The sequence below is a fragment of the Chromobacterium sp. W521 genome (assembly GCF_052805975.1).
The window spans coordinates 125320-147737 of the sequence record NZ_JBRBAF010000012.1; the positions used below are offsets into that span (position 1 = coordinate 125320).

Genomic DNA, 22418 nt, shown 5'->3' on the forward strand with positions numbered 1-22418 from the left:
TGTGGGCGCTCCGTTGTTGCAAGCGATAAGTGGTGATGGCGGAAGGCCCCGTAGGGGCTTAAGCCCTATGGGGGAGTGTTTTGACACTGGATTATGCTGAATATGGCTCAGGCCACCCTCTATTGCTCTTGCTTGGCTTCGGCATGAGCCATGAGGATGTTTTGGCGCTTGGCTATGTGGAGGTGTTGCAGGACCGCTATCGCTTGATTTGTGTCTCTCCGCGCGGTCATGGCGCAAGCCCGGCACCCAGCGCAACATCTGCTTATGCTTTGGAATCCATCGTCTTGGACATTGCGGATTTATTGACGCAGTTGGGGATTGAAAGGGTATCGGTATGGGGTTACTCATTGGGTGCCAAACTAGCGCTGGGATTCGCAGCTTGGTATCCGCATCGCACTGAGAGTCTCTTGCTCGGTGGTTTCGAGCGAAAAAGCGATTTTGAGCCGAAGACGGACATTGTCCTGACAAGCTTGCGACAGGATGGTGACGCCTGGCGTGATTTGTGGCAAAGCCTGATGGTTGTCCCCATGGCTATGGCGCGACGTTTACAAGACGCCAATCTGGATGCTTTGCAAGCCTTGAGGTTGGGTGAGCGTGAGTGGCCCGACATGTTGGACTTATTAAAACAGGCGACGTGTCCCGTGCAATTGTATGTGGCGGAAAATTGTTTTGCCAAAGTCGACATGCTCGAGATGGCCAGACAAGCCGGTAGACAATGTGAAGTGGTTTCGGATGTCGACCACTTTTCATTGCTGCATTGTCATATTGCACCAGTGGCATTGCTTAAGCATAAGTAGGGCGGAAGCCCGTTTGAGGGCATTCCGACAAGTTATCGACGTCGTGGATAGAAATAGCGGAAGGCTCCTCTGGGGCTTCCTCTCTACGAATGATTTTGCAGGCCGTGCGCGGGGCGTGCGGCAATGGACATGGATGGTGGCCGAGAGCGGCTGCTCAAAGACGAAAGACTGAGAAATGAGCGAACAAAAATTCCTGCCGTTCGCCTTGCCGGACATCGGCGAGGAAGAGATCAACGAAGTGGTCGACGCGCTGCGTTCCGGTTGGGTTACCACCGGCCCCAAGACCAAGCAGTTCGAGTCCGACTTCGCGCAATTCATCGGCGACGGCGTCGAGGCGATCGCCGTCAACTCGGCCACCGCCGGCCTGCATCTGGCGCTGGAAGCGATCGGCATCGGCCCTGGCGACGAGGTCATCGTGCCCAGCTACACCTTTACCGCCACCGCCGAAGTGGTGCGCTACCTGGGCGCGCATCCGGTATGCGTGGACGTGGACGCGGCCACCTTCAACATCAGCCCGGATGCGATCCGCGCCGCGATCACCGCCAAGACCAAGGCGATCATGCCGGTGCACTTCGCCGGGCTAGCCTGCGAGATGGACGAGATCATCGCCATTGCTCGCGAGCATGGGTTGAAGGTTGTTGAAGACGCCGCCCATGCGCTGCCTACTTATTACAAGGGCAAGCTGGTGGGCACCTTGGACTCCGACGTCACCGTGTTCAGCTTCTACGCCAACAAGACCATGACCACCGGCGAAGGCGGCATGGTGGTGTCCAAGAACAAGGACTTGATCGCGCGTTGCAAGGTGATGCGTCTGCACGGCATCAGCCGCGACGCCTTCGACCGCTATGTGTCCAAGACCCCGGCCTGGTTTTACGAAGTGGTGGCGCCCGGCTTCAAATACAATATGCCGGACACCGCCGCGGCAATGGGCATTCACCAGTTGAAGAAGATCCACCGCTTCCAGGAGTTGCGCGAGGGGATGGCCCAGCGCTTCGACCGCGAGCTGGCCGATCTGCCGCTGATCCTGCCGGCGCGGCCGAAGGACGCGGGCAGCAACCACGCCTGGCATCTGTACCCGGTGCGCATCAAGCCGGAAGCCGGCGTCAGCCGCGATGATTTCATCGCTCGGATGGCGGAAAAGGGCATCGGTTGCTCGGTGCACTTCATTCCCTTGCATCGCCAGCCGGTGTGGCGCGATGGCTATCAGCTGACGCGCGAGCAGTTCCCGGTGGCCGACGCCGCCTTCGAGACCGAAGTGACTTTGCCGCTGTACACCCGGATGACGGATGATGACCAGACCCGGGTCATCGCCGCGGTGCGCGAGATTCTGAGCGCATGAGCGAGCGTGGTTCAGACCGCGGCGGCTTGCTGCCGCCGTGCTGCCGTCCGCGCCGCCACGGTTCGCGGCTGCTGAAGCGAGGTTTCGACATCGTCGCGGCGGGTCTGGGCCTGGCCGTGCTGACGCTGCCGCTGCTCGCGGTGGCGCTGTGGGTGAAGCTGGATTCGCCGGGGCCGGTGTTTTTCCGCCAGGTACGTGTGGGGCGGAACGGCACATTGTTCCGTATCCACAAATTCCGCACCATGCAGGTGGACACCGAGCGACACGGCCAACTGACCATCGGCGCGGACGCGCGCGTCACCGGCGCCGGCCGCTTGTTGCGCAAGACCAAGCTGGATGAACTGCCGCAGTTGATCGACGTGCTGTTCGGCGATATGAGCTTGGTCGGCCCGCGGCCCGAGGTGCCCAAGTACGTCGCCCACTATCCGGACGAAGTCCGCGACATCGTGTTGTCGGTGCGCCCCGGTATTACCGACTGGGCGTCGATCAAGATGATAGACGAGAACGAAATCCTGGGCCGAGCCGAGGATCCGGAGCGCGCCTACATTGAGCAGGTATTGCCGGAAAAACTGGCGTATTACGTGCGCTACGCCGAAAGCCACAGCTTATTTGAAGATATCCGCATCATCGTCGCCACGCTGATGAAGATCGTCAGCCGATGACGGTTTCCATCCGCGTGGCCGGACCCGCCGATGCCGTCGCTCTAACGGATATCTATCTGGCCTGCCGCCGCGAGATGAACTACGCGCCGCTGGCGCATGCCGAGGCGGAGGTGAGAGCCTGGTTCGCCGGCACGCTCTTGCCGTCCGGCGGAGCATGGTTGGCGGAACGGAACGGCGATATCGCCGGCTTCGCCGCCGCGTCGCTGCAAGACGATGTGCTATGGCTGGACCAGTTATATGTCCGCGCCGGACATCGCGGCGTGGGCGTCGGCGGAATGCTGCTGCAACGGTTGTTGTCGCCCCCGGCGCCTGCCTGCCGGCTGTTCGTGTTCCAGGCCAATCTGGGAGCGCGCCGTTTCTACGAGACGCATGGCTTCGCGCTGCTGAGCCTGAGCGATGGCCAAGATAATGAGGAATGTTGCCCGGATGCGCTGTATCAACGGCCGCCGGACGCGAAAGAATGACCATGTTTGAAAAACTGCTCGCCTTCTCCCGCCATAACAAGATGGCGATGCTGGCGCTGATGGACGCGCTGCTGTTGCCGCTGGCGCTGTGGAGCGCGGTTTTCCTCCGCCTGGGCGGTTATTGGGACCCCAAGCTCAATCCGCATTTGTGGATTTTCATCGTGCCGCCGCTATGGGCGATTCCCATCTTCATCAAGCTGGGCCTGTACCGCGCGGTGCTCAAGTACCTGGACGACAAAATCATCCTGACCGTGTTCTCCGGGGTGACCTTGTCGGTGCTGGTGTTGCAGGCGGTGCTGCAGATGGCCCATATCTGGGCGATGCCGCGCACCTCGGTGATCATCTTCTGGGTGTTCGCCATGGCCTATATCGGCGGCAGCCGTTTTCTGCTGCGCGGCCTGGTGCGTCGCATCGACGCGGTGGATGCGCCGCGCGAGCACGTGATCATCTACGGCGCCGGTCGTGCCGGCGTGCAGTTGATGTTGGCCTTGCAAGCCGGCCGCGAATATCGGCCGATGGCCTTTGTCGACGACAATCCCGAGCTGCATCGCCGCACTTTCCGCGGCGTGGCGGTGCATCCGCCGCGTGATCTGCCGCAGCTGGTCAAAGACCTGGAGGCCAAGAGCATTTTGTTGGCGATGCCTTCGGTCAGCCGCAGCCGTCAGCGGGAGATACTGGAGACCCTGGAACTGCTGCGAGTGCCGATCAAGCGTTTGCCGGGCATGGCGGACCTGGTGTCCGGCGAGGCGAAGGTGGAGGAGTTGAAAGAGGTCGAGATCGAAGACCTGTTGGGTCGCGATCCGGTGCCGCCCAAGCCTGATCTGTTGGCGCGCAATATCCGAGGCAAGGTGGTGATGGTCACCGGCGCCGGCGGCTCCATCGGCTCCGAACTGGTGCGCCAGATCGCCAAGAACCAGCCGTCGCGCATCATTTTGTTCGAGCAGTCCGAATACGCGCTGTACGCCATCGATCAGGAATTGGATCGCGCCGCGGGTTCGCCGGCGCGCACGCCGGTCCTGGGCTCGGTTACCGATTACCAGCGGCTGGTGCAGGTGATGCGCGCTTTCAAGGTGGATACCGTTTATCACGCCGCCGCCTACAAGCATGTGCCCATGGTGGAGCACAATCCCGTAGCCGGCATCGTCAACAATGTGTTTGGCACCGACACCACCGCGCGCGCGGCCGAGGATTGCGGCGTGGACACCTTTGTGCTGATTTCCACCGACAAGGCGGTGCGGCCCACCAATGTGATGGGCGCCACCAAGCGCATGGCGGAGTTGACGCTGCAGACCCGGCACGCGCGCGGCAGCGCCACCCGCTTCGTGATGGTGCGTTTCGGCAATGTGCTGGGCAGCTCCGGCTCGGTGGTGCCCTTGTTCCGCGCCCAGATCAAGGCAGGCGGACCAATCACGCTGACCCACGCCGACATCACCCGTTATTTCATGACGATTCCGGAGGCGGCGCAGCTGGTGATACAGGCCGGCGCTATGGGCGACGGCGGCGACGTGTTTGTGCTGGATATGGGTCAGCCGGTGCGCATCATCGACTTGGCGCGGCGCATGGTCCATCTGTCCGGCCTGGAGTTGAAGGACGCGAGCCGGCCCGGCGGCGACATCGAGATCCGCATCACCGGCCTGAGGCCGGGGGAGAAGCTGTACGAGGAGCTGTTGATCGGCGACAACGTGCTGGCCACGGATCACGAGCGCATCATGCGCGCTCAGGAATACTGCCTGCCGGAAGCGGAAATGCGGGATGTGCTGGCGAGCATGGACGAGGCTTGCCGGCGTCTTGACGCGCCCGCGGCGTTTGCCTTGCTGCAAAAAGCGGTACGCGAGTTCCACGCCGCCAAGGCCACTCAGGACTGGGTGACGCTGGCGAACGCGGCTTCGTGAGGCTAGCGGCCTACCACTTGCAGCCGTCCTCGCGCGCGCTTTGCACTGCCAAGATGGGGATCGCCAGCAGGCCAAATGAGGAGTAACGGGTCTTGCAGTCCGGTTTTTCGGCCCGCTCAATAGAGCGGGCCAATTTCGTTTTGGCGGGGTCGGCCTGCAGTGGGCTGATTTTTTCCGGCGCGGCGGCGGCTTGTTCGCGCACTTGCTGGCGCAGGCCTCCCAAGGTCAAGCCCGGGCTCGGGGCCGAAGCTTCGCGTTGGTTTCGCTCGAGCCTGCTTTGATTGCGACCCTCGCCGGGGACGGGAGCGTGTATCCGCGCCGCGGCCGGCGGATGCCTCGGCGCCACAGCAGGTTTTCGGGAAGGGGACTCGGCCGCGACGGCGCGCGCCGGGGGCGGAACAATGGCTGGAGCTGGCGGATTCAGTTGTATTCGCAGCGGCGGGGCCGCATCGGCGTTCGGGCGGCCGCCGGGCTTGGCCAGCCACAGCAGCGCGCCATGGGCCAACAGGCTGAGCAGCAGCGCGGCGGCGACGCCGCGAGGGCGGGGACGGGACGAGGCGGTGAGAACGGTCATGCCGTCAACGATAAGCAAACTCGCCCGACGGGTAAAGCGTCAGTCGGAGATTACGACCTGGTTGCGGCCGGCTTGCTTCGCCCGATACATGCGGGTATCAGCCAGATCCACCAGCGTGCGCCAGTCGGCGCAGTCATCCTGAAACAGCTCCGCCACGCCGATGCTGGCGCTCAGCGGCAGGCCTTCAGGCCGCTCGCCCAGGCCCTGAGCGCGCAGCCGGGCGATGACCTGGGCGGCGTGGACCAGCTGTGCGCCTGGCATCAGCAGCACGAACTCCTCGCCGCCCCAACGCACCAGCACGTCGCTGCGTCGCAGCCTTCCTTCCATCAGCTCGGCGAAATGGCGCAAGACCTGATCGCCGGCCAAGTGGCCGTAGTGGTCGTTGATCGCCTTGAAGTGATCCAGATCGATAAAGGCCAGGCTCAGCGGCTGTCGGCTGCGTTGAGCCTGCAATTCCAGCAAGCCCAGCATCTCCTCGCCGCTGCGGCGCGAGAAGACTCCGGTCAGCGGGTCGCGTATCGCCTGGTTGACCAGCACGATGATGAAGGCCAATTGGCTGACGCTGGCGATGGCGGAGACGCCGGCCAGCAGAGACAGCAGCCAGAATTCGCCGCCGAAGCCGGGCAGGTTGTCGCCGTTCAGATCCAGCAGGCTGGTCAGCACGAAGCCGAGCAAGGCCGGGCTGGCGAAAGCCAGGCTCTCCAGCAGCGTCAGCGGAAAGATCGCCAGCCCGGCCAGCAGCACGAAGGGGAGGAAGGCGTAGCCGGCGCCGATGGCGGCGGACAAGCCCTCCAGATGATAACGGCGCAGCATCAAGTGAGAGGCGATGTAAAACAGGGTGGGGATGGCGAACAAGAGCGAGATGCCGCGATAGGCCGCAGGCAGGCGACCGTCCATCGGCTGCCAAACCGCCAGTGCGACGAAGGCGGCGGAGACCAGCAAGCGCAGCGCCGCCAGCTGCAGCGATAGTGGATAGGGCAAGGTCAGCAAGTCGATCACCGCCCAAGCCGGGGTGAGCGCGGAGAACAGGATGGCGAACAGCCGGCAGCGGTTGACCAGCATCAGCGCGCGTCGCTGGGTCAGCAAGGGCATGTGCTGGCGAGGGCTCAGCAGCCAGAGCGTGTCGCCGCTCTGGATCTCGCCGGGCGCCAGGCCCAGCAGCTTTTGCCAGATGAAGTGAGTAATATGCATGCGGATGGTGCCAGATAGTTGCGTTATTCTACCCCGGTTTATGACTTTGGGTTTGCAGCAGGTCAAAGTCGCCGGCTTGCGCTGCGTTTGCGCTACTATCGCAACTCCTGATCAACCTAGCGGAACAGCGCGATGGAAACCCGGTGGCTTGAAGACTTCCTGGTGCTGGCGGAAACCGGCAGCTTTACCCGCGCGGCGGAACTGCGCCATCTGACCCAACCGGCGTTCTCGCGGCGGATCAAGTCGCTGGAGAGCTGGCTTGGAGCCGACCTGATCGACCGCACCACTTATCCTACGCGTTTGACCGAGGCCGGAGCGCTGTTTCGCGAGCAGGCGGTGGCCATGCTGTCCCAGCTCAACACCAGCCGCGCCCTATTGCGCGGTTTGCAGCCCCTGGCTGACGGCACGCTGGAGTTCGCGGTGCCGCACACGCTGTCCTTCTCCTTCTTCCCCAAATGGCTGTCTCAGGCGCAGAGCGGTTACGGCGCCTTGCCCTGTAGGCTGCAGGCCAGCAATGTGCACGACGCGCTGCTGGCTTTCGTGGAGGGCGGCAGCGACCTATTGATGTGCTACCACCACCCCAAGCAGCCGGTGGAGTTGACCGACGCCCGCTATCTGGGACTAAAGCTGGGCGTTGAGCGGCTGAGGCCGTTCTCGATCGCAGACGCCGGCCGGCCGCGCTATCCGCTGCCCGGCAGCGCGCAGCAGCCGTTGCCCTTTCTCGGCTATGCCAGCAATGCCTATTTCCGGCTGATGAGCGATCTGATCCTGGAGTCCGCTCCACAGCCGGCCAAGCTGGCGCTGCGCTATGAAACCGATATGGCGGAAGGCCTCAAGCACATGGTGCTGGAAGGGCATGGCTTGGCTTTCTTGCCGGAAAGCTCTGCGCGCAGGGAGACACAGGAGGGTTTGTTGGCGGCCGCCGGCGACGAGTCCTGGCAGGTGGAGATGGAAATTCGCCTTTACGTGGATCAGAAGCGTCAGCGCCCGGCTTTGCAGGCGTTTTGGCATTACCTGACGCGCCAATACCAGGCTTGTTGAGGAGGGGGGGCGGGCCGGTTCGGGCGCCGGCAAGGTTATGCGTTTCCTGCATGACCCCATCGGCATTTCGAATTGGCCAGCCGTCGCGGCATGGCATAAAGTGCGCAGCTTCAAGCCACGCGAGCGCGTGGCGCCATCAGTATCAGGAGAAGCATCCATGACGACTCGCATAGAACATGATCTGTTAGGCGATCGTGAAGTGCCCGCCGATGTCTACTGGGGCGTGCACACCTTGCGCGCAGTCGAAAACTTTCCCATCACCGGCCAGACCATCGCCGGCTACGGCGACCTGATCCGCGCCTTGGCCTGCATCAAGCAGGCCGCTGCCCAGGCCAACCGCGATCTGGGGCTGCTGCCGGCGCCCATCGCCCAGGCCATCATCGCCGCTTGCGAGGAAATCCGCGCCGGCCGCTGGCATGAGCAGTTCGTGGTGGATGCGATCCAGGGCGGGGCAGGCACCTCAACCAATATGAACGCCAATGAGGTGATCGCCAACCGCGCCTTGGAACTGATGGGGCACGCCAAGGGCGAGTATCAGCATCTGCATCCTAACGAGCATGTAAACCTGTGTCAGAGCACCAACGATGTTTACCCGACCGCCTTGCGGCTGGCGGCGTTCTGGGGCGCCAACAAGCTGCTGACCCGGATGGCGGCGTTGCGCGAGGCCTTCGCCGTCAAGGCCGACGAGTTCAAGGACTACCTGAAGATGGGGCGCACCCAACTGCAGGACGCGGTGCCGATGACGCTGGGCCAGGAGTTCATGACCTACGCGGTGATGCTGCAAGAGGACGAGCAGCGCTTAATGGAAGCCAGCGCGCTGATGCTGGAGATCAATCTGGGCGCCACCGCCATCGGCACCGGCATTACCGCGCACCCGGATTACGCGCGTCTGGCTTGCCTGCATTTGTCCGAACTGAGCGGCCACACCTTGCTGACCGCGCCTAATCTGATCGAAGCCACTCAGGACTGCGGCGCCTTTGTGCAGCTGTCCGGCGTGCTCAAGCGCATCGCGGTCAAACTGTCCAAGACCTGCAACGACTTGCGTCTGCTGTCGTCCGGCCCGCGCGCCGGCTTCGGCGAGATCAACCTGCCGGCGCGGCAGGCCGGTTCGTCCATCATGCCGGGCAAGGTGAATCCTGTGATTCCGGAAGTGGTGAGCCAAGTGGCCTACGAGGTGATAGGCAACGATGTCACCATCACCATGGCGGCGGAAGCCGGGCAGTTGCAACTCAACGCTTTCGAGCCGGTGATCGCCTACAGTCTGTTCCGCAGCATGGGCCATCTGGCCGCCGCCTGCGCCACGCTGACCGATAACTGCGTCAAAGGCATTACCGCGAATCGCGAACGCCTGCACGCCAGCGTGGAAAACTCCATTGGTCTGGTGACCGCGCTCAACCCCATCATCGGCTACGCCGCGGCCACCAATGTGGCGGCCCAGGCGCACGCCACTGGCGGCAGCGTGGCAGACATTGTGCTGGAACAAGGCCTGCTGAGCCGCGAGCAGCTGGATTTGCTGCTGAAGCCGGAAGAGCTGACCCGGCCGCGCTGGGTGACCGTGTAATTGATTTCCCTTGTATGACTTATCGTTGTGAGCGTTTCAACTTGATCAGGCCGCCTTTCGCGGCCTGTTTTTTTATCGGCGCCGGCGGCGCTTGCGGCGGGAGCGGAATGCGGGTATAAAAAATTGTGCACCGCACAATCGAAAGGGCGAAATATGCAAGCTGCGCTATGGTGGAGCTTGGAGTTTCCGCGCGGCCTGTACGCGCTGAGCGCCGAACAGTGGCGCATTCGGCGGCAATGGCTGCGCTCAGGCTGTTTTCACGGCGCCGCGGTGTGGCGCGGCAGAGCGCCGTGGCCGGATAAGCTGCGCCGCGTACTGACGCGCGCGGGGGCGGATTGGCTGGCGCTGTGTTTTGACGACAGCCATGCCGCAGAGGCCTTGCTTGGCGAAATGCGGGCCTATCCCCTTTGGCGCTGCGACGCCGGGGACCAACTACTTGTCTGGCAATTGAACGCTCATCGGCAGTGGCGGGAGGGCCTGCTGAAATGGGGGCGGATGCTGTCCGCTTAGCCGTGGGCGGGGAAACCGCTTCCAGCATCGGCGAATAGCCGCCATAATCGCGGCTTTCAATCGCACAGGGCGGCACGCCATGGCCAATCATTCGATGTTGACCCCCGCTCAGCTGCAAGCGCTGGCTCCTCAATTGCAACAGTATGCGCAAGATCAGTTCGGCATCGAGCTGGGGCAGTTCGACGCGCAATTTCTGCTGGACTTCGTTGCGGACAAAATCGGCAGAGACATTTACAACAAGGCGTTGGACGACGCGCAACTGGCGCTCTCCGCGCGGATGGAGTCCTTGCAGGCGGCGATTTGGGAATTAGAGAAGTAGACGCCGCGCGTGCGGCCTTGCCGCTTGCCTCCGGTTTGCGAGTACAATCGGCGTTCCACCCTTCACTCCTTCACTTGCGGTACCCATGCTCTACTTGCGTTTGATGTTGAAAGGCTTTGTGCTGGCGATTTTGCTAGTGGTGCTGGGCTTTAGCTACATAGCCTGGAGCATCGTCGATTTCGGCGACAGCGCAAACGAACCGCAAGCCGACGCGGCGCTGGTGTTGGGGGCGGCGGCCTGGGGCAAGCGCCCGTCGCCGGTGTTCCGCGAGCGCATCAACCACGCGGTTAAACTGTATAAATCCGGCAAGGTGCGCTGGATCGTGTTTACCGGCGGCACGCCGGAGCCGGGTTATCCATCGGAAGCCGATGTGGGCCGCGACTTCGCCGCCAAGCAGGGAGTGCCGATGACGGCGATGTTGGTGGAAAACCAGTCGCGCACCACATGGCAAAACCTGGAAAACGCGCGTGAGTTGAGCAGCCAGTTCGGCATCCGTTCCTTCCTTTTGGTCAGCGATCCGCTGCATATGCGCCGCTCGGTGCTGATGGCCACCGATATCGGCCTGACCGCCTATCCCGCGCCCACGCAATCCAGCCGCTACCGGACGCTGTCCAGTTGGTCCCGCTTTCTGGCGAGGGAAACCTGGCTCTATATCGGCTATAGAGTGTTCCGCAAGCTGTCCTGACTTTATCGGGATGGCCAGTCCATTGGACTCGACATAAAAAAACCGGCTAGAAGCCGGTTTTTTTACATTGGACGGGGAAAGATCAGTGGTTGTGCCACAGATCGATCAACTCGCCGCCTTCAACCGATTTCACTTCGGCGCGTGCTTGCAGCCAGGACAGCAGTTGCTGGCGCAATGCGTCGCTGATCTTGACCTCGCCCACCGGGAAGGCCACGCCTTCCAGCTTGCCCGCGCCGTCGAAATGGCCGCCAAAGCTGATGCCGGCGTCGTCCACCTGGACCAGCCAGGCGTCCAGCAAGGCCTCGGAATCCGCGCCGTCGTGCAGCATGGCGATCAGATGGAAGCCCAGCTCGCGGAATTCGCCAACGCGCATTTTCTTGCGTTGACGGGTTTTCAGGCGGCTCAGGCGATGCGGGGAATTGGGGTTGCGCAGGGACATTGAAACTTCCTTTCATGAATACGCGCAGATGATACAAGGGCTGTGCTGAATTCGATAGCGCAACCCCGAACTTAGCTGAATTTCTAGCTGGTACAATTGCCAAATGGCTATACAATGCTTGTGTAATATTATATTGGCTTGTTTTCGTTGAAATGAAGAGATGTTATTGAAATGAGCCATTCATCTAAAAAAATTATATTAATTTCCGTGATATCCGCATTGTTGTCAGCCTGCGGCGGTGGAGGAGGTGGTGGTGGCGGAGATGCGCCACAGCCCAAGTCCAACCAGCAAGTGACCCCATCACAGGAGGTCGCCGACATCAGTTGCAACGGCAGCACGTGCGCGCTGCCGGCCTCGGCTGGAGCATCATTGAGCGGCTCGGTTTATCAATACCACAATGCATCGACGCGGTCGCAGATGTTGACTTTGTCCGGTCCGATGACCGTCCACTGGAAGGGGGTCATTACCCAAGTCAGCGCCGATGCCGCCTATAGCCCGAGGATTGCGGGGGCCAAGGCGACCGATTCCGAATCCGAACGCAAGTTGCAGCAGGAACTCGATGCGTTTTACGGCAAAACGAAATTTTGGGCCGGGCTGGCCAAGCAGGTTCCCGCCCACGCGCGAGTTCAGGCGCGAATCGCTGCGGCGCGAGCTTACGCACTGGATGACACGCGGCAGTGGTTCGATACCATTTCCCAGTCGCAGCTGTCCAGCAGGCTGAAGGCCAGCCAGGCCTTGCCCAACGGCGGCATGGTCTATGTCTGGGCACAGGATGGCGTGGCTCCCGTCTCTTCCGAGCAGGCCAATTTCCTGGCCGAGCGTTTTGCCAACAGCGTGCATCCCATCGAGTCAGCGGTTATCAGCGAGCCGTGGGGCCCCGTGCATGCCGATTGGCGTAATGGCGTGATCGACAGCGCAAGCAAGGATGTACACCTAGTGTTGGCTCAGCTCAACCAGCCCGCCAGTGCGTTCAAGGGCTTGCTCGGCTATGTGTTCCCTGCCAACGCGATGCTGAAGTCGATGGCGCAAAGCGCGGTATGCCAGCAGCCGGGTGAGGACTGCAGCGCCATCGCCAACAGCAATGAAGCCTTGGTGACTTTCATCAATGTAGACACGCTGGTGGCAAAGGACGCCAATGCCAGCGCCTGGACCGCGCAGTCGGCCGGCGCGAGCCTGGCGTTATCCACGCTGGCGCATGAGTATCAGCATATTCTCTACTCTTACAACAAGCTGTATCGGCGCAGCCTGGGCACCCCTGTTTCCAGCACCTGGGAAGATGAGCTGGCCGCTCAGACCATGGGTTACCTGGTGTCCGCCGATACTTATGGCGGCGGTCGCGGCGATAGCTCCGACGCGCATCCGGACTTGCGCAGCGGCGGCGACTTCAGCCGTTTCCTGTCTCAGCCGGCATGCGATATGAAGGCTTGGTCGTCCCGTTTCAGCTGCTATCCCAAGGCCTTGGCTGCGGGCATGTTGATGCTGCATCAGTACGGCGCGGGGGTGATGAAGCCGTGGGTGACTGGACCGAACACCGGAGAGAGGGCATTGAACGACGGTTTGGCGGCTGTGGGAGGCGGCAACTACGGCAGTCTGATGCAGCGGCTGTCTTCCAGTCTGGCCCTGGCAGGCAATTCGCCATGGCCCATGGGTTTTGGTTTCCCGGCCGCACAGCTGCAGTTGGCATCGGGTAAGACCATACGTTTGCCACAGGTGAATATTGCCCAGGACGAGGTAGGTTGGAGCAAAAATAGCGCGTCGGAGACTTATGCCCTGGATATGAGCGTGGCCGGCAGTGGGTTGAACGTGTGGTTGCCGGCCAATGCCCGTTTGTCGCTGATCAAGCCATGAGCGGAGCCTGGACGCGAGCCGCCTTGTTGCTGGGTGCGCTAGCCATTATGGGTATGGGCCAGCGCCCCTGGGACAGCGGGTGGTTGGTCAGCGTGGGCAATGCACCGTTTGCCAAGTTAGCGATTCAGCAGGCTGGCGGCAAGCAGTTTGTCATTCTGCGCTCAAGTGAGCCGGGAGCGGTCAGCCTATCTCAGCTCGACGAACTCGCAGGCCATGCCGGCGAGCCGGTTCGTTTCCGGGTGCTGCGCTGGGTGGATTCGCCCTTGCAAGGCAGGGCGGTGGTGCTGGGCCAGATAGAAACGCAGCCCAAGCACTGAAAATCTGTTCACGGTCTACTGCGCGTCGTGAGACAGACTCGGCGAGGACGTCTTCGAAATGCTCATGTACCCTGTGTACACTCTGCATTCTCAGCTGTTTTCGCCTTGTCTCGCCCTCCCTCGCGAGATCATGAACAGGCTCTGAGTAGACAAACGGCCCCAATGGATCTTGGGGCCGTTTCTTTTGTCGCTGGCGTTAAATGCCCAAATCCCGCCACATCCCGTCAACGCGTTGTTTGACCGCCTCGTCCATCACGATGGGCACGCCCCATTCGCGGCTGGTTTCGCCAGGCATCTTGTTGGTGGCGTCCAGGCCCATCTTGCCGCCCAGGCCGGACACCGGGCTGGCGAAGTCCAGGTAGTCGATCGGCGTGTGCTCGATCAAGGTGGTGTCGCGCACCGGATCCATGCGGGTGGTGATCGCCCAGATCACTTCCTTCCAGTCCCGGGTATTGACGTCGTCGTCCACCACCACGATGAACTTGGTGTACATGAACTGGCGCAGGAAACTCCAGCAGCCCATCATCACCCGCTTGGCGTGGCCGGGGTATTGCTTTTTGATGCTGACCACCGCCATCCGGTAGCTGCAGCCTTCCGGCGGCAGGTAGAAATCGACGATCTCCGGAAACTGCTTTTGCAGGATGGGCACGAACACCTCGTTCAGCGCCACGCCCAGCACCGCCGGCTCGTCCGGCGGCTTGCCGGTGTAGGTGCTGTGATAGATCGCGTTTTCGCGCAGGGTGACGCGGTCCACGGTCAGCACCGGGAAGCGGTCCTGCTCGTTGTAATAGCCGGTGTGGTCGCCGTAAGGGCCCTCCATCGCGGTGTCGTTCGGGTGGATATGCCCTTCCAGCACGATTTCGGCGCGCGCCGGCACTTGCAGGTCCGAACCCAGGCATTTCACCAACTCGGTGCGGCTGCCGCGCAGCAGTCCGGCGAACTGGTATTCGGAGAGGGTGTCCGGCACCGGCGTCACCGCGCCCAGTATCGTCGCCGGATCGCAACCCAGCACTACCGCCACCGGATAGGGACGATCCGGGAATTGCTGGCGGAACTCGCGGTAATCCAGCGCGCCGCCACGGTGGGCCAGCCAGCGCATGATGACGCGGTTCCGGCCGATTAACTGCTGACGATAGATGCCCAGGTTCTGGCGTTTCTTGTTGGGCCCGCGGGTCACGGTCAGGCCCCAGGTGATCAACGGGGCCACGTCTCCGGGCCAGCAGTGCTGGATCGGCAAGCGCTCCAGATCCACCTCCTCGCCTTCCCAGACGATTTGCTGGCATGGCGCTTTGCCGACTTCCTTCGGCGCCATCGACAGCAGTTGCTTCAGCAAGGGCAGCTTGTCCCAGGCGTCTTTCAGCCCCTTGGGCGGCTCCGGCTCTTTGAGGTAGGCCAGGGTCTTGCCGATCTCGCGCAGTTGCATTACGTCTGCGGCGCCCATGCCTAGCGCCACCCGTTCGGGCGTGCCGAACAAATTGGCCAGCACCGGGTAATCGAAACGCTTGCCGTCCTTGACTGGCTGTTCGAACAGCAGCGCCGGGCCGCCGGCTTTCAGTACCCTGTCGCCGATCTCGGTCATCTCCAAGTGCGGGGAGACCGGGGCCGCAATTCGTTTCAGCAGGCCTTGTTGTTCCAATTGGGAGACAAACTCCCGTAAATCTGCATATTTCATGACCATCTCATGATCTGGCGCAAAGTTTGATATTAGGTGCTTGGATAATCTGCCACCGGACGCCGAACGCTACTGCTGCCCGCAGTCAAAGTCAACGATGGCGGCAAGCGCCAGGCCTGCATTCGACCAAACATGACAGGAGAACCCAATATGAAAAAGCTCGCTCTCGCCGCAATGATCGGCCTGGTTTCCGCTAGCGCCTTTGCCGCCCAAGGCGACATTCTGGCGCGCTTCCGCGTGATCAATGTTAACCCGGACGCCAGTTGGAGTAACTCTGGCGCGGTGGCGGGCTTGAATGTCGATGCCAAAGACTCTTGGGCGCCGGAAGTCGACTTCACCTACATGATCACCAACAATATCGGCGCCGAGCTGATTCTGGGCACCACTCGCCACGAAATCACCACTAACGCTTTCGGTTCAGTCGGCAAAGTATCGGTGCTGCCGCCGACCCTGACCCTGCAATACCATTTCGCGCCGGACGCCACCTTCCGTCCGTATGTGGGCGCCGGCATCAACTATACCCGCTTCTATAATGATGGCCTGAAAGTGGCTGGCGTGACGGACCTGAGCGTGAAGAAAAACAGCTGGGGTCCGGCGCTGCAACTTGGCGCCGACTACGCGATCAACAAGAACTGGTTCGTCAACCTGGACGTTAAGAAAATCTGGATCAAGACAGACGTGACCGCCGATCAACTGGGCGGCGCCAAACTGGGCGAACTGAAGATCAACCCGTGGGTATTCGGCATCGGCTTCGGCACCAAGTTCTGATCGTAAAACCATATCCGAGCCCAAAACGCCCTACGGGGCGTTTTTTCTTGCTTGTCGCGTTAGAATGGCCGATTGAGAACTTTCCGACACTGGAGAAGCAAGATGACTGATTGGGTTGCCCAGGCAGTGCGCAAGATCGAGGCCGATTTCAATCGCTCCAGCGACACGCATCTGATTCCGTTGCCCATCCCCGGCGCGCCGGAGATACAGCTCTATTTCAAGGACGAATCTACTCACCCCACGGGCAGCCTCAAGCACAGGCTGGCGCGCTCCTTGTTTCTGTACGGCTTGTGCAATGGCTGGATACGCGAAGGCAGCACCATCATCGAGGCATCCAGCGGTAGCACTGCGGTATCCGAGGCCTATTTTTCCCGCTTGTTGGGCTTGCCCTTCATCGCGGTGATGCCCAAGAGCACCTCTCAGGAAAAAATTCGCGCCATCGAATTCTATGGCGGGCGCAGCCACTTGGTGGACGATCCGGCCACCATTTACGACGAATCCAAGCGTCTGGCGCAGGAGCTGAATGGTCATTACATGGACCAGTTCACCTATGCCGAGCGCGCCACAGACTGGCGCGGCAACAATAATATCGCCGACACCATTTTCACCCAAATGGCGTACGAACCCAATCCGGTGCCGGACTGGATCGTCTGCGGCGCCGGCACCGGCGGCACTTCGGCCACTTTTGGCCGCTACGTGCGCTACCAGAAGTTGCCGACCAAAGTTTGCGTGGTGGATCCGGAAAACTCGGTGTTCTACGACAGTTTCCATACCGGCAGCATGGATTGCCGCTGCGAGGGCGGCTCCGGGGTGGAAGGCATTGGTCGGCCTCGGGTGGAACCCTCTTTCATTCCAACAGTCATCGACAGTGTGATCCGGGTGCCCAATGTTGCCAGCTACGCCGCCATCCACTTTCTGGAAGAAGTGCTGGGTCGTCGTTGCGGCGGTTCCACCGGCACTAATTTTTACGGCGTTTGCGAACTGGTGGGGCAGATGCGCAGTCAGGGCCGCAGCGGCTCCATCGTCACGCTGATCTGCGATGACGGCAACCGCTACCTGGGCAGCTACTACGACCACGACTGGCTGAAGGCCAACGGTTTTGACATCTCGAGCTGGGTGGAGCGCTATCGCCGTTTCTTTAATGAAGGGCAGTGGTAAGCGTCGTTTGGCGGCTCGTAGACGGCGAGATGCCGACCGTTGTTGTCAAAAAGCATCAATTATTTGAATTGGAACCATGTTGCGCCGCATCGAAAATCAGCGGGCCGCGCGTGGTTTTCTGCTGAGAAAATAGCAACTTACCGCCCCGGTTCGAACGCTTGGCACGCACAATGGAAAAAATGCGCTGAGGTCTTGAATTTTCAAGGGATTTCAACGGCCTCAGCTTTATCTTTTTTGTTAAACTGGCGCCCTTTTTCTTGGGCGGGGAAGATAATGGCTCTCCTTGAAATCAAAAATGTCGTCAAGCGCTTCGGCGACTACACGGCGGTCAACAATGTCAGCTTGTCGGTAGAAGCTGGCGAGTTCTTCACCCTGCTCGGGCCCTCCGGTTGCGGCAAGACCACCTTGCTGCGCATGTTGGCCGGTTTCGAGCAGCCGGATTCCGGCCAGATTCTGTTGGACGGTCAAGACATGTCGCAGGTGCAGCCGGAAAAACGTCCGGTGCACACCGTGTTTCAAAGCTATGCCTTGTTCCCGCATATGACAGTGCGCGAGAACATCGCTTTCCCGCTCAAAATGGCCAAGTGGGATAAAGACAAGATCGCCGCCCAGGTGGATGAGTTGCTGGAAGACGTGCGTCTGACCCAGTTCGGCGACCGCTACCCGCATGAGATGTCCGGCGGCCAGCGTCAGCGCGTGGCCATCGCCCGAGCGCTGGTGGACCGCCCGCGGCTGCTGCTGTTGGACGAGCCCTTGTCCGCGCTGGACGCCAAGCTGCGCGAAGAAATGCAGCTGGAACTGATCAACCTGCAAAAAGAAGTGGGCATCACCTTCGTTTACGTCACCCACGACCAGGGCGAAGCGCTGGCGCTCAGCCACCGCATCGCGGTGATGAGCCATGGTCAGGTGGAGCAATTGGATGCGCCGGAAACCATTTACAGCAAGCCCAAGAACCGCTTCGTCGCGGACTTCCTCGGCCAGTGCAATGTGCTGGAGGGCAAGGTCAAGAGCGTGGATGGCGACACGATGCTGGTAGACCTGAAAGGCTGCGGCGAAGTGCGCTGTCTGACCGTGCCGGACGTGCGCGAAGGGCAGACCGGCTGGCTGGCGTTGCGGCCGGAGAAGGTCAAACTGGACAAAAGCCTGCCCGCTCACAACGACGAGGCTTATTTCAAGGGTCGCGTCCACGACTGCCTGTACCTGGGCGACGTCACGCTCTACGTGGTGGAAGTGGGCGAAGGCGTGATGGTGGAAGCGATGCTGCCCAACAGCATCCCGGGCGTCGCCAAATTCTTTGACGACAACGACATCGTGGAACTGGCCTGGCGCTTCGACGCCGGCAGCTTCCTGACGGAGTAAACTCGCATGGCGATTCGAGATCGATTCGGCAAGTGGGCGCTGTCGTGGCCGCCGCTGGTCTACCTGATCCTGTTTTTCCTGGTGCCGTCGCTAATCATGGTGGTGGCGGCTTTCCGCAATCCGGGCGATTACGGCGGCCTCGCGCCGATGTATTACCTTGAGGAAGGCAAGCTGGTCTGGGATCTGACCCTGGACAACTTCTACCGGCTAGTGGATGAACCGCTCTATATCGAGCTGTTCATCAAATCCGCCGGCTACGCGGGGATCACCACGGTGGTCTGCCTGCTGATGGCCTACCCGCTGGCCTGGCTGATCGCCCGTTCCGGCAAGAAATACCGCGACTTGATGCTGTTGCTGGTGATCTTGCCGTTTTGGTCCAACTTCCTGATCCGCATCTACGCCTGGATGATTATCCTGGGGCCGCAGTCGGCGTTCACCAAGATGCTCAATGTGGCGGTGACGTCGCTGGGCTTCGAGCCGGTGCGCCTGCTGTTCACCCCGTTCGCCGTCATCGTCGGCCTGGTCTACGTGCACCTGCCCTTCATGGTGTTGCCGTTGTACGCCAATCTGGAAAAGCACGACATGGCCTTGTTGGACGCGGCGCAGGATTTGGGCGCCAACGCCTGGCAACGCTTCTGGCGAGTGACATGGCCGCTGTCGCTGCCGGGTGTGTTCGCGGGCTCCGCGCTGGTGTTCATCCCCGCGCTAGGCATGTTCGCCATCCCTGACATCTTGGGCGGCACCGATTCCATCATGATCGGCAACCTGATCAAGCAGCAGATCCTGGACACTCGCGATTGGCCGTTCGGCTCGGTGCTGTCCATTATGTTGACGGGCGGCGTGCTGCTGATCGCGGCCTTGGGCGCGATGGTGGGCAGAGGAGGCAAGAAACGTGGCTAAGAAACAATCCCGTTGGTTGTGGGCGTCGGCGCTGCTGACCTATCTCTTCCTCTACCTGCCGCTGGTCATCGTGGTGCTGTACTCGTTCAACGACTCCAGGCTCAACGCGGAATGGGTGGGTTTCACTCTCAAGTGGTACGACAAGCTGTTCCACAACGAGAAGATGCTGAGCGCGGCGGCCAACTCGCTGATCATCGGCATCATCGCCAGCGCGTGCTCCACCGTGCTGGGCACGCTGGCCGGTATCGCCATGCATCGTTACAAGCTGCGCCTGCTGCCCTTCCTGGTGCTGACGCCCATTGCTATCCCGGAACTGCTGATGGGGGTGTCGCTGGTGATCTTCTTCGTCATCGTCAATCAGCTCATCGGCATTCTGGAACTGGGCATGATCACCATCCTTCTGTCCCATGTGGCCTTCTGCATCGGCTTTGTCGCCATCGTGGTGCGGGCGCGGATGCAAGGCATGGACGACAGCTTGGTGGAAGCGGCGCGAGATCTGGGCGCGACGCCGTTCCAGGCCTTCCGTCTGATCACTCTGCCGGTGATCAAGCCTGGCATCATTGCTGGCGCGTTGATGGCTTTCACCCTGTCCATTGACGACTTCGTGATCACCTTCTTCACCGCCGGCGCCGGCGCCAGCATGCTGCCGTTGGAGATCTACTCGATGATCAAGATCGCGGTGACGCCGGAGGTGAACGCGGTTTCCAGTTTGCTGATGTTGTTGACCTTGGTGCTGATCGTCATTGCTTCGCGCGTGTCGCCCAGCGCATTGCGGGCCAATGGCTAAAAGCCTGTTTTAAGAGCCGCAAACAAAACCGCGCAGCATACCTGAGCCAAGGCGCGCCGACGCAGGCAGTACAAGTCGTACGACCAGGAGGCGCAACGCAGGATCAGGGGTTTTGTTGGCGGGTCTAAGTAGTAGGGCCCCGGCCGGGCACAAGGGAGCCGGCCGGTTTTTCATGTAGTCGCAACGCACTTGTGCGAATAGAAGGAAAAACGCAATGAAAAAAGTCCTCGTGACGCTTGCCCTGGCCGTATCTGCTCAGGCGTACGCAGCGGAAGAACTGCACCTCTACAACTGGAACAACTACCTGTCGGAAAGCACCGCCAAGAGCTTCGAAGCCTACTGCAAGTGCAAGCTGGTGCAGGACTTCTACGGCGATAACGAAGAAATGCTGGCCAAGCTGGCCGCCGGCGCCAAGGGCTACGACATCGTGGTGCCTACCGGCTTCGCGGTGGAAGCGCTGATCAAGCAGGGTAAGGCTCAGCCGCTGGATAAAAAGCAGCTGCCCAATTTCAAGAACCTGAACGCAGGCTATCTGAACAGCTTCTTCGACAAGGGCAACCAGTATTCCGTACCCTACGCCTTCACCACCACGCTGCTGGGCTACAACGAAACCAAGCTGAAAGAGCTGGGCTTGCTGGATAAGGCCAATAGCTGGGCCTTGATCTTCGATCCAGCCGTATTGGCCAAGCTCAAGGGCAAGATCACTGTGCTGGATTCCCAGCGCGAACTGGTGTCCGCCGCCTTGATGTATCTGGGCAAGCCGGCCAACTCCGCCAACCCGGCGGACTGGAAAGCCGCGCGCGACGTGATTCTGAAAGCCAAGCCTTACTGGGCGGCTTTCAACAACCAGAGCTATATCAAGGAGCTGACCGTGGGCAACATTTATGTTGCGCTGGGCTATTCCAACGATATGTACCAGGCACAGCAGGACGCCAAGAAGGCCGGCCGCAAGTTTGGCGTCAATTTTGGTTTACAGAAAGAAGGCAACACCCTGTCGCTGGACAACTTCGTGGTATTGAAGGATGCGCCGCGCAAGGACCTGGCCTACAAGTTCATCAACTTCATGCTGGACGGCAAGAACGCTTCCGGTCTGACCAACGAGATGGGGTCGGGCAATCCCAACGCCGCCGCTGGCAAGTTCGTCAAACCGGAACTGACCAAGGTGCATGCGATCTTCCCGACCGCCAGCGAACTGCCGCGTCTGCAGCAGCTGAAAGACCTGAACGCCAAGGACCGCCGCGAGCTGAACAAGGTGTGGTCCGAGATCAAGTTGAAGTAAGCGGGATACTCTCTATATAGGAAAGGCCGGGAAACCGGCCTTTTTTCATTTCAGTCCCAGCGTCGGCGCGCCAGTTCTCCAATGGAGGAGATGCGGATATCCACATGCGCTGGTCGCCGAACCTGCTTGCTGACCCAGATTGTTTTCATGCCCAGCTTCTTCGCCGTCAGCAGATTGGGCAGCGAGTCCTCCACCATGATGCAGTGTCGCGGATCCAGTTTCTCTCTGGCCAGCACTTTACGGAAGGCGCTCACGTGAGGCTTGGGTACATAGTTCAGTTGCTCGACGCCGTAAATGGAATGGAAATGCCGTTCTATCGCCAAACGCTGCAAGATGCCTTCCACATAGTGATGCGGCCCGTTGGAGAAAATCACCTTGCGACCGGGCAGGGCGCGCAGCGACTCCGCCAGATTGTGTTCGGCGAACAGCCACTGCTCCAGTTCCTCCAATTTATGGGTTTCCAATAGAAAGTCGTGCGGATCGATGTTGTGATGGGTCACCAGGCCGTGCATGGTGGCGCCGTACTGCGCCCAGTAACGCTCCCGCAACAAGCGCGCTTCCACGGCGTCCACATGCAGATGTTTCATCATATAGGCGGACATCGCATGGCTGATGTGGGCGAAAATGCCGCCGCTGGCGTGGTGCAGCGTGTCGTCCAGGTCGAAAATCCAGGTTTTGTTGCGCATTATCGTGCTTCTAGAAGGGCGGACGAGGGGAGGAATTATCGTTTTTTCAATCCGAAAGCGACAGTCCTTATCAGTGCCGGTGACCAGGCTTAAATTTGTTTGCGCGGGTGATTCAATATAAATCATGTAGATAGCTTACATGGGGTGGGTGTTGTCAAAAAACTTTCACA

At 60.7% G+C, this 22418-nt stretch carries 23 protein-coding genes; 18 read left to right on the top strand and 5 right to left on the bottom strand.

Annotated elements, in window-relative coordinates; translation table 11 throughout:
• The first annotated feature begins 80 nt into the window (after positions 1-80).
• The 5 genes from ACUXV1_RS18995 (at position 81) to ACUXV1_RS19015 (ending at position 5154) form a co-directional block, all read left to right on the top strand.
• Positions 81-797: an alpha/beta fold hydrolase gene (locus tag ACUXV1_RS18995; protein ID WP_446016154.1), complete on the top strand. Its 717-nt coding sequence runs from the start codon at positions 81-83 to the stop codon at positions 795-797.
• A 175-nt stretch (positions 798-972) separates the two neighbouring features.
• Positions 973-2136, top strand: coding sequence for a DegT/DnrJ/EryC1/StrS family aminotransferase (locus ACUXV1_RS19000; protein WP_446016152.1), 1164 nt, complete (start codon positions 973-975; stop codon positions 2134-2136).
• Positions 2133-2798 (top strand): sugar transferase, encoded by a 666-nt coding sequence (locus ACUXV1_RS19005; protein ID WP_446016151.1) that lies wholly within the window; start codon positions 2133-2135, stop codon positions 2796-2798. Before ACUXV1_RS19000 ends, ACUXV1_RS19005 begins: the two co-directional genes overlap by 4 nt.
• Positions 2795-3262 carry a GNAT family N-acetyltransferase gene (locus ACUXV1_RS19010; RefSeq protein ID WP_081556567.1) on the top strand — a complete coding sequence of 156 codons (468 nt, stop codon included), beginning with the start codon at positions 2795-2797 and terminating at the stop codon, positions 3260-3262. The genes ACUXV1_RS19005 and ACUXV1_RS19010 overlap by 4 nt, the downstream gene beginning before the upstream one ends.
• Positions 3259-5154, top strand: coding sequence for a polysaccharide biosynthesis protein (locus ACUXV1_RS19015; RefSeq protein ID WP_370551735.1), 1896 nt, complete (start codon positions 3259-3261; stop codon positions 5152-5154). Before ACUXV1_RS19010 ends, ACUXV1_RS19015 begins: the two co-directional genes overlap by 4 nt.
• Before the next feature lie 10 nt (positions 5155-5164).
• Here the strand turns inward: ACUXV1_RS19015 and ACUXV1_RS19020 are convergent, their stop codons facing one another.
• Both ACUXV1_RS19020 and ACUXV1_RS19025 read right to left on the bottom strand, forming a co-directional pair.
• Entirely contained in the window at positions 5165-5728 is a 564-nt protein-coding gene (locus tag ACUXV1_RS19020; protein WP_446016150.1) for a hypothetical protein, read from the bottom strand.
• A 39-nt stretch (positions 5729-5767) separates the two neighbouring features.
• Positions 5768-6919, bottom strand: a complete 1152-nt coding sequence (locus tag ACUXV1_RS19025; RefSeq protein ID WP_446016149.1) for a diguanylate cyclase — start codon at positions 6917-6919, stop codon at positions 5768-5770.
• Between the two features lie 132 nt (positions 6920-7051).
• Here ACUXV1_RS19025 and ACUXV1_RS19030 point away from each other — a divergent pair, with 132 nt between their 5' ends.
• The 5 genes from ACUXV1_RS19030 (at position 7052) to ACUXV1_RS19050 (ending at position 11035) form a co-directional block, all read left to right on the top strand.
• Positions 7052-7960 (top strand): LysR substrate-binding domain-containing protein, encoded by a 909-nt coding sequence (locus tag ACUXV1_RS19030; RefSeq protein WP_446016148.1) that lies wholly within the window; start codon positions 7052-7054, stop codon positions 7958-7960.
• 157 nt (positions 7961-8117) lie between these two features.
• Positions 8118-9521 carry an aspartate ammonia-lyase gene (aspA, locus tag ACUXV1_RS19035; protein ID WP_081556570.1) on the top strand — a complete coding sequence of 468 codons (1404 nt, stop codon included), beginning with the start codon at positions 8118-8120 and terminating at the stop codon, positions 9519-9521.
• A gap of 153 nt (positions 9522-9674) precedes the next feature.
• Positions 9675-10031: a hypothetical protein gene (locus ACUXV1_RS19040; protein ID WP_081556571.1), complete on the top strand. Its 357-nt coding sequence runs from the start codon at positions 9675-9677 to the stop codon at positions 10029-10031.
• Positions 10032-10110: 79 nt separating this feature from the next.
• On the top strand, positions 10111-10350 hold the full coding sequence (locus ACUXV1_RS19045) for a DUF2164 domain-containing protein (protein WP_043636126.1): 240 nt from the start codon (positions 10111-10113) through the stop codon (positions 10348-10350).
• Between the two features lie 85 nt (positions 10351-10435).
• The gene (locus ACUXV1_RS19050; RefSeq protein WP_043636123.1) at positions 10436-11035 is read left to right on the top strand and encodes a YdcF family protein; all 600 of its coding nucleotides are present in this window, start codon (positions 10436-10438) and stop codon (positions 11033-11035) included.
• 82 nt (positions 11036-11117) lie between these two features.
• Here the strand turns inward: ACUXV1_RS19050 and ACUXV1_RS19055 are convergent, their stop codons facing one another.
• Positions 11118-11474 (bottom strand): 50S ribosome-binding protein YggL, encoded by a 357-nt coding sequence (locus ACUXV1_RS19055; RefSeq protein WP_043636121.1) that lies wholly within the window; start codon positions 11472-11474, stop codon positions 11118-11120.
• 171 nt (positions 11475-11645) lie between these two features.
• Here ACUXV1_RS19055 and ACUXV1_RS19060 point away from each other — a divergent pair, with 171 nt between their 5' ends.
• Entirely contained in the window at positions 11646-13322 is a 1677-nt protein-coding gene (locus ACUXV1_RS19060; RefSeq protein ID WP_203390352.1) for a hypothetical protein, read from the top strand.
• Positions 13319-13639 carry a hypothetical protein gene (locus ACUXV1_RS19065; RefSeq protein WP_446016147.1) on the top strand — a complete coding sequence of 107 codons (321 nt, stop codon included), beginning with the start codon at positions 13319-13321 and terminating at the stop codon, positions 13637-13639. The genes ACUXV1_RS19060 and ACUXV1_RS19065 overlap by 4 nt, the downstream gene beginning before the upstream one ends.
• A gap of 196 nt (positions 13640-13835) precedes the next feature.
• Here ACUXV1_RS19065 and ubiD read toward each other — a convergent pair whose 3' ends face one another.
• Positions 13836-15311 carry a 4-hydroxy-3-polyprenylbenzoate decarboxylase gene (gene ubiD, locus ACUXV1_RS19070; RefSeq protein WP_203390354.1) on the bottom strand — a complete coding sequence of 492 codons (1476 nt, stop codon included), beginning with the start codon at positions 15309-15311 and terminating at the stop codon, positions 13836-13838.
• A gap of 150 nt (positions 15312-15461) precedes the next feature.
• Here ubiD and ACUXV1_RS19075 point away from each other — a divergent pair, with 150 nt between their 5' ends.
• The 6 genes from ACUXV1_RS19075 to ACUXV1_RS19100 all read left to right on the top strand — a co-directional run bounded on the left by ACUXV1_RS19075 (position 15462) and on the right by ACUXV1_RS19100 (position 21562).
• Positions 15462-16079 carry an OmpW/AlkL family protein gene (locus ACUXV1_RS19075; RefSeq protein ID WP_043636113.1) on the top strand — a complete coding sequence of 206 codons (618 nt, stop codon included), beginning with the start codon at positions 15462-15464 and terminating at the stop codon, positions 16077-16079.
• A 102-nt stretch (positions 16080-16181) separates the two neighbouring features.
• Positions 16182-17237 carry a PLP-dependent cysteine synthase family protein gene (locus ACUXV1_RS19080; RefSeq protein WP_081556576.1) on the top strand — a complete coding sequence of 352 codons (1056 nt, stop codon included), beginning with the start codon at positions 16182-16184 and terminating at the stop codon, positions 17235-17237.
• A 273-nt stretch (positions 17238-17510) separates the two neighbouring features.
• On the top strand, positions 17511-18596 hold the full coding sequence (locus ACUXV1_RS19085) for an ABC transporter ATP-binding protein (protein WP_043636108.1): 1086 nt from the start codon (positions 17511-17513) through the stop codon (positions 18594-18596).
• A gap of 6 nt (positions 18597-18602) precedes the next feature.
• A complete protein-coding gene (locus ACUXV1_RS19090; protein WP_162835142.1) occupies positions 18603-19496 on the top strand; it encodes an ABC transporter permease in 894 nt (297 codons plus the stop codon).
• Positions 19489-20283, top strand: a complete 795-nt coding sequence (locus ACUXV1_RS19095; RefSeq protein WP_039755527.1) for an ABC transporter permease — start codon at positions 19489-19491, stop codon at positions 20281-20283. The genes ACUXV1_RS19090 and ACUXV1_RS19095 overlap by 8 nt, the downstream gene beginning before the upstream one ends.
• Positions 20284-20497: 214 nt before the next feature.
• Positions 20498-21562: an ABC transporter substrate-binding protein gene (locus tag ACUXV1_RS19100; RefSeq protein ID WP_446016146.1), complete on the top strand. Its 1065-nt coding sequence runs from the start codon at positions 20498-20500 to the stop codon at positions 21560-21562.
• Positions 21563-21612: 50 nt separating this feature from the next.
• Here ACUXV1_RS19100 and ACUXV1_RS19105 read toward each other — a convergent pair whose 3' ends face one another.
• On the bottom strand, positions 21613-22248 hold the full coding sequence (locus tag ACUXV1_RS19105; RefSeq protein WP_446016145.1) for a pyrimidine 5'-nucleotidase: 636 nt from the start codon (positions 22246-22248) through the stop codon (positions 21613-21615).
• Positions 22249-22418 lie beyond the last annotated feature (170 nt).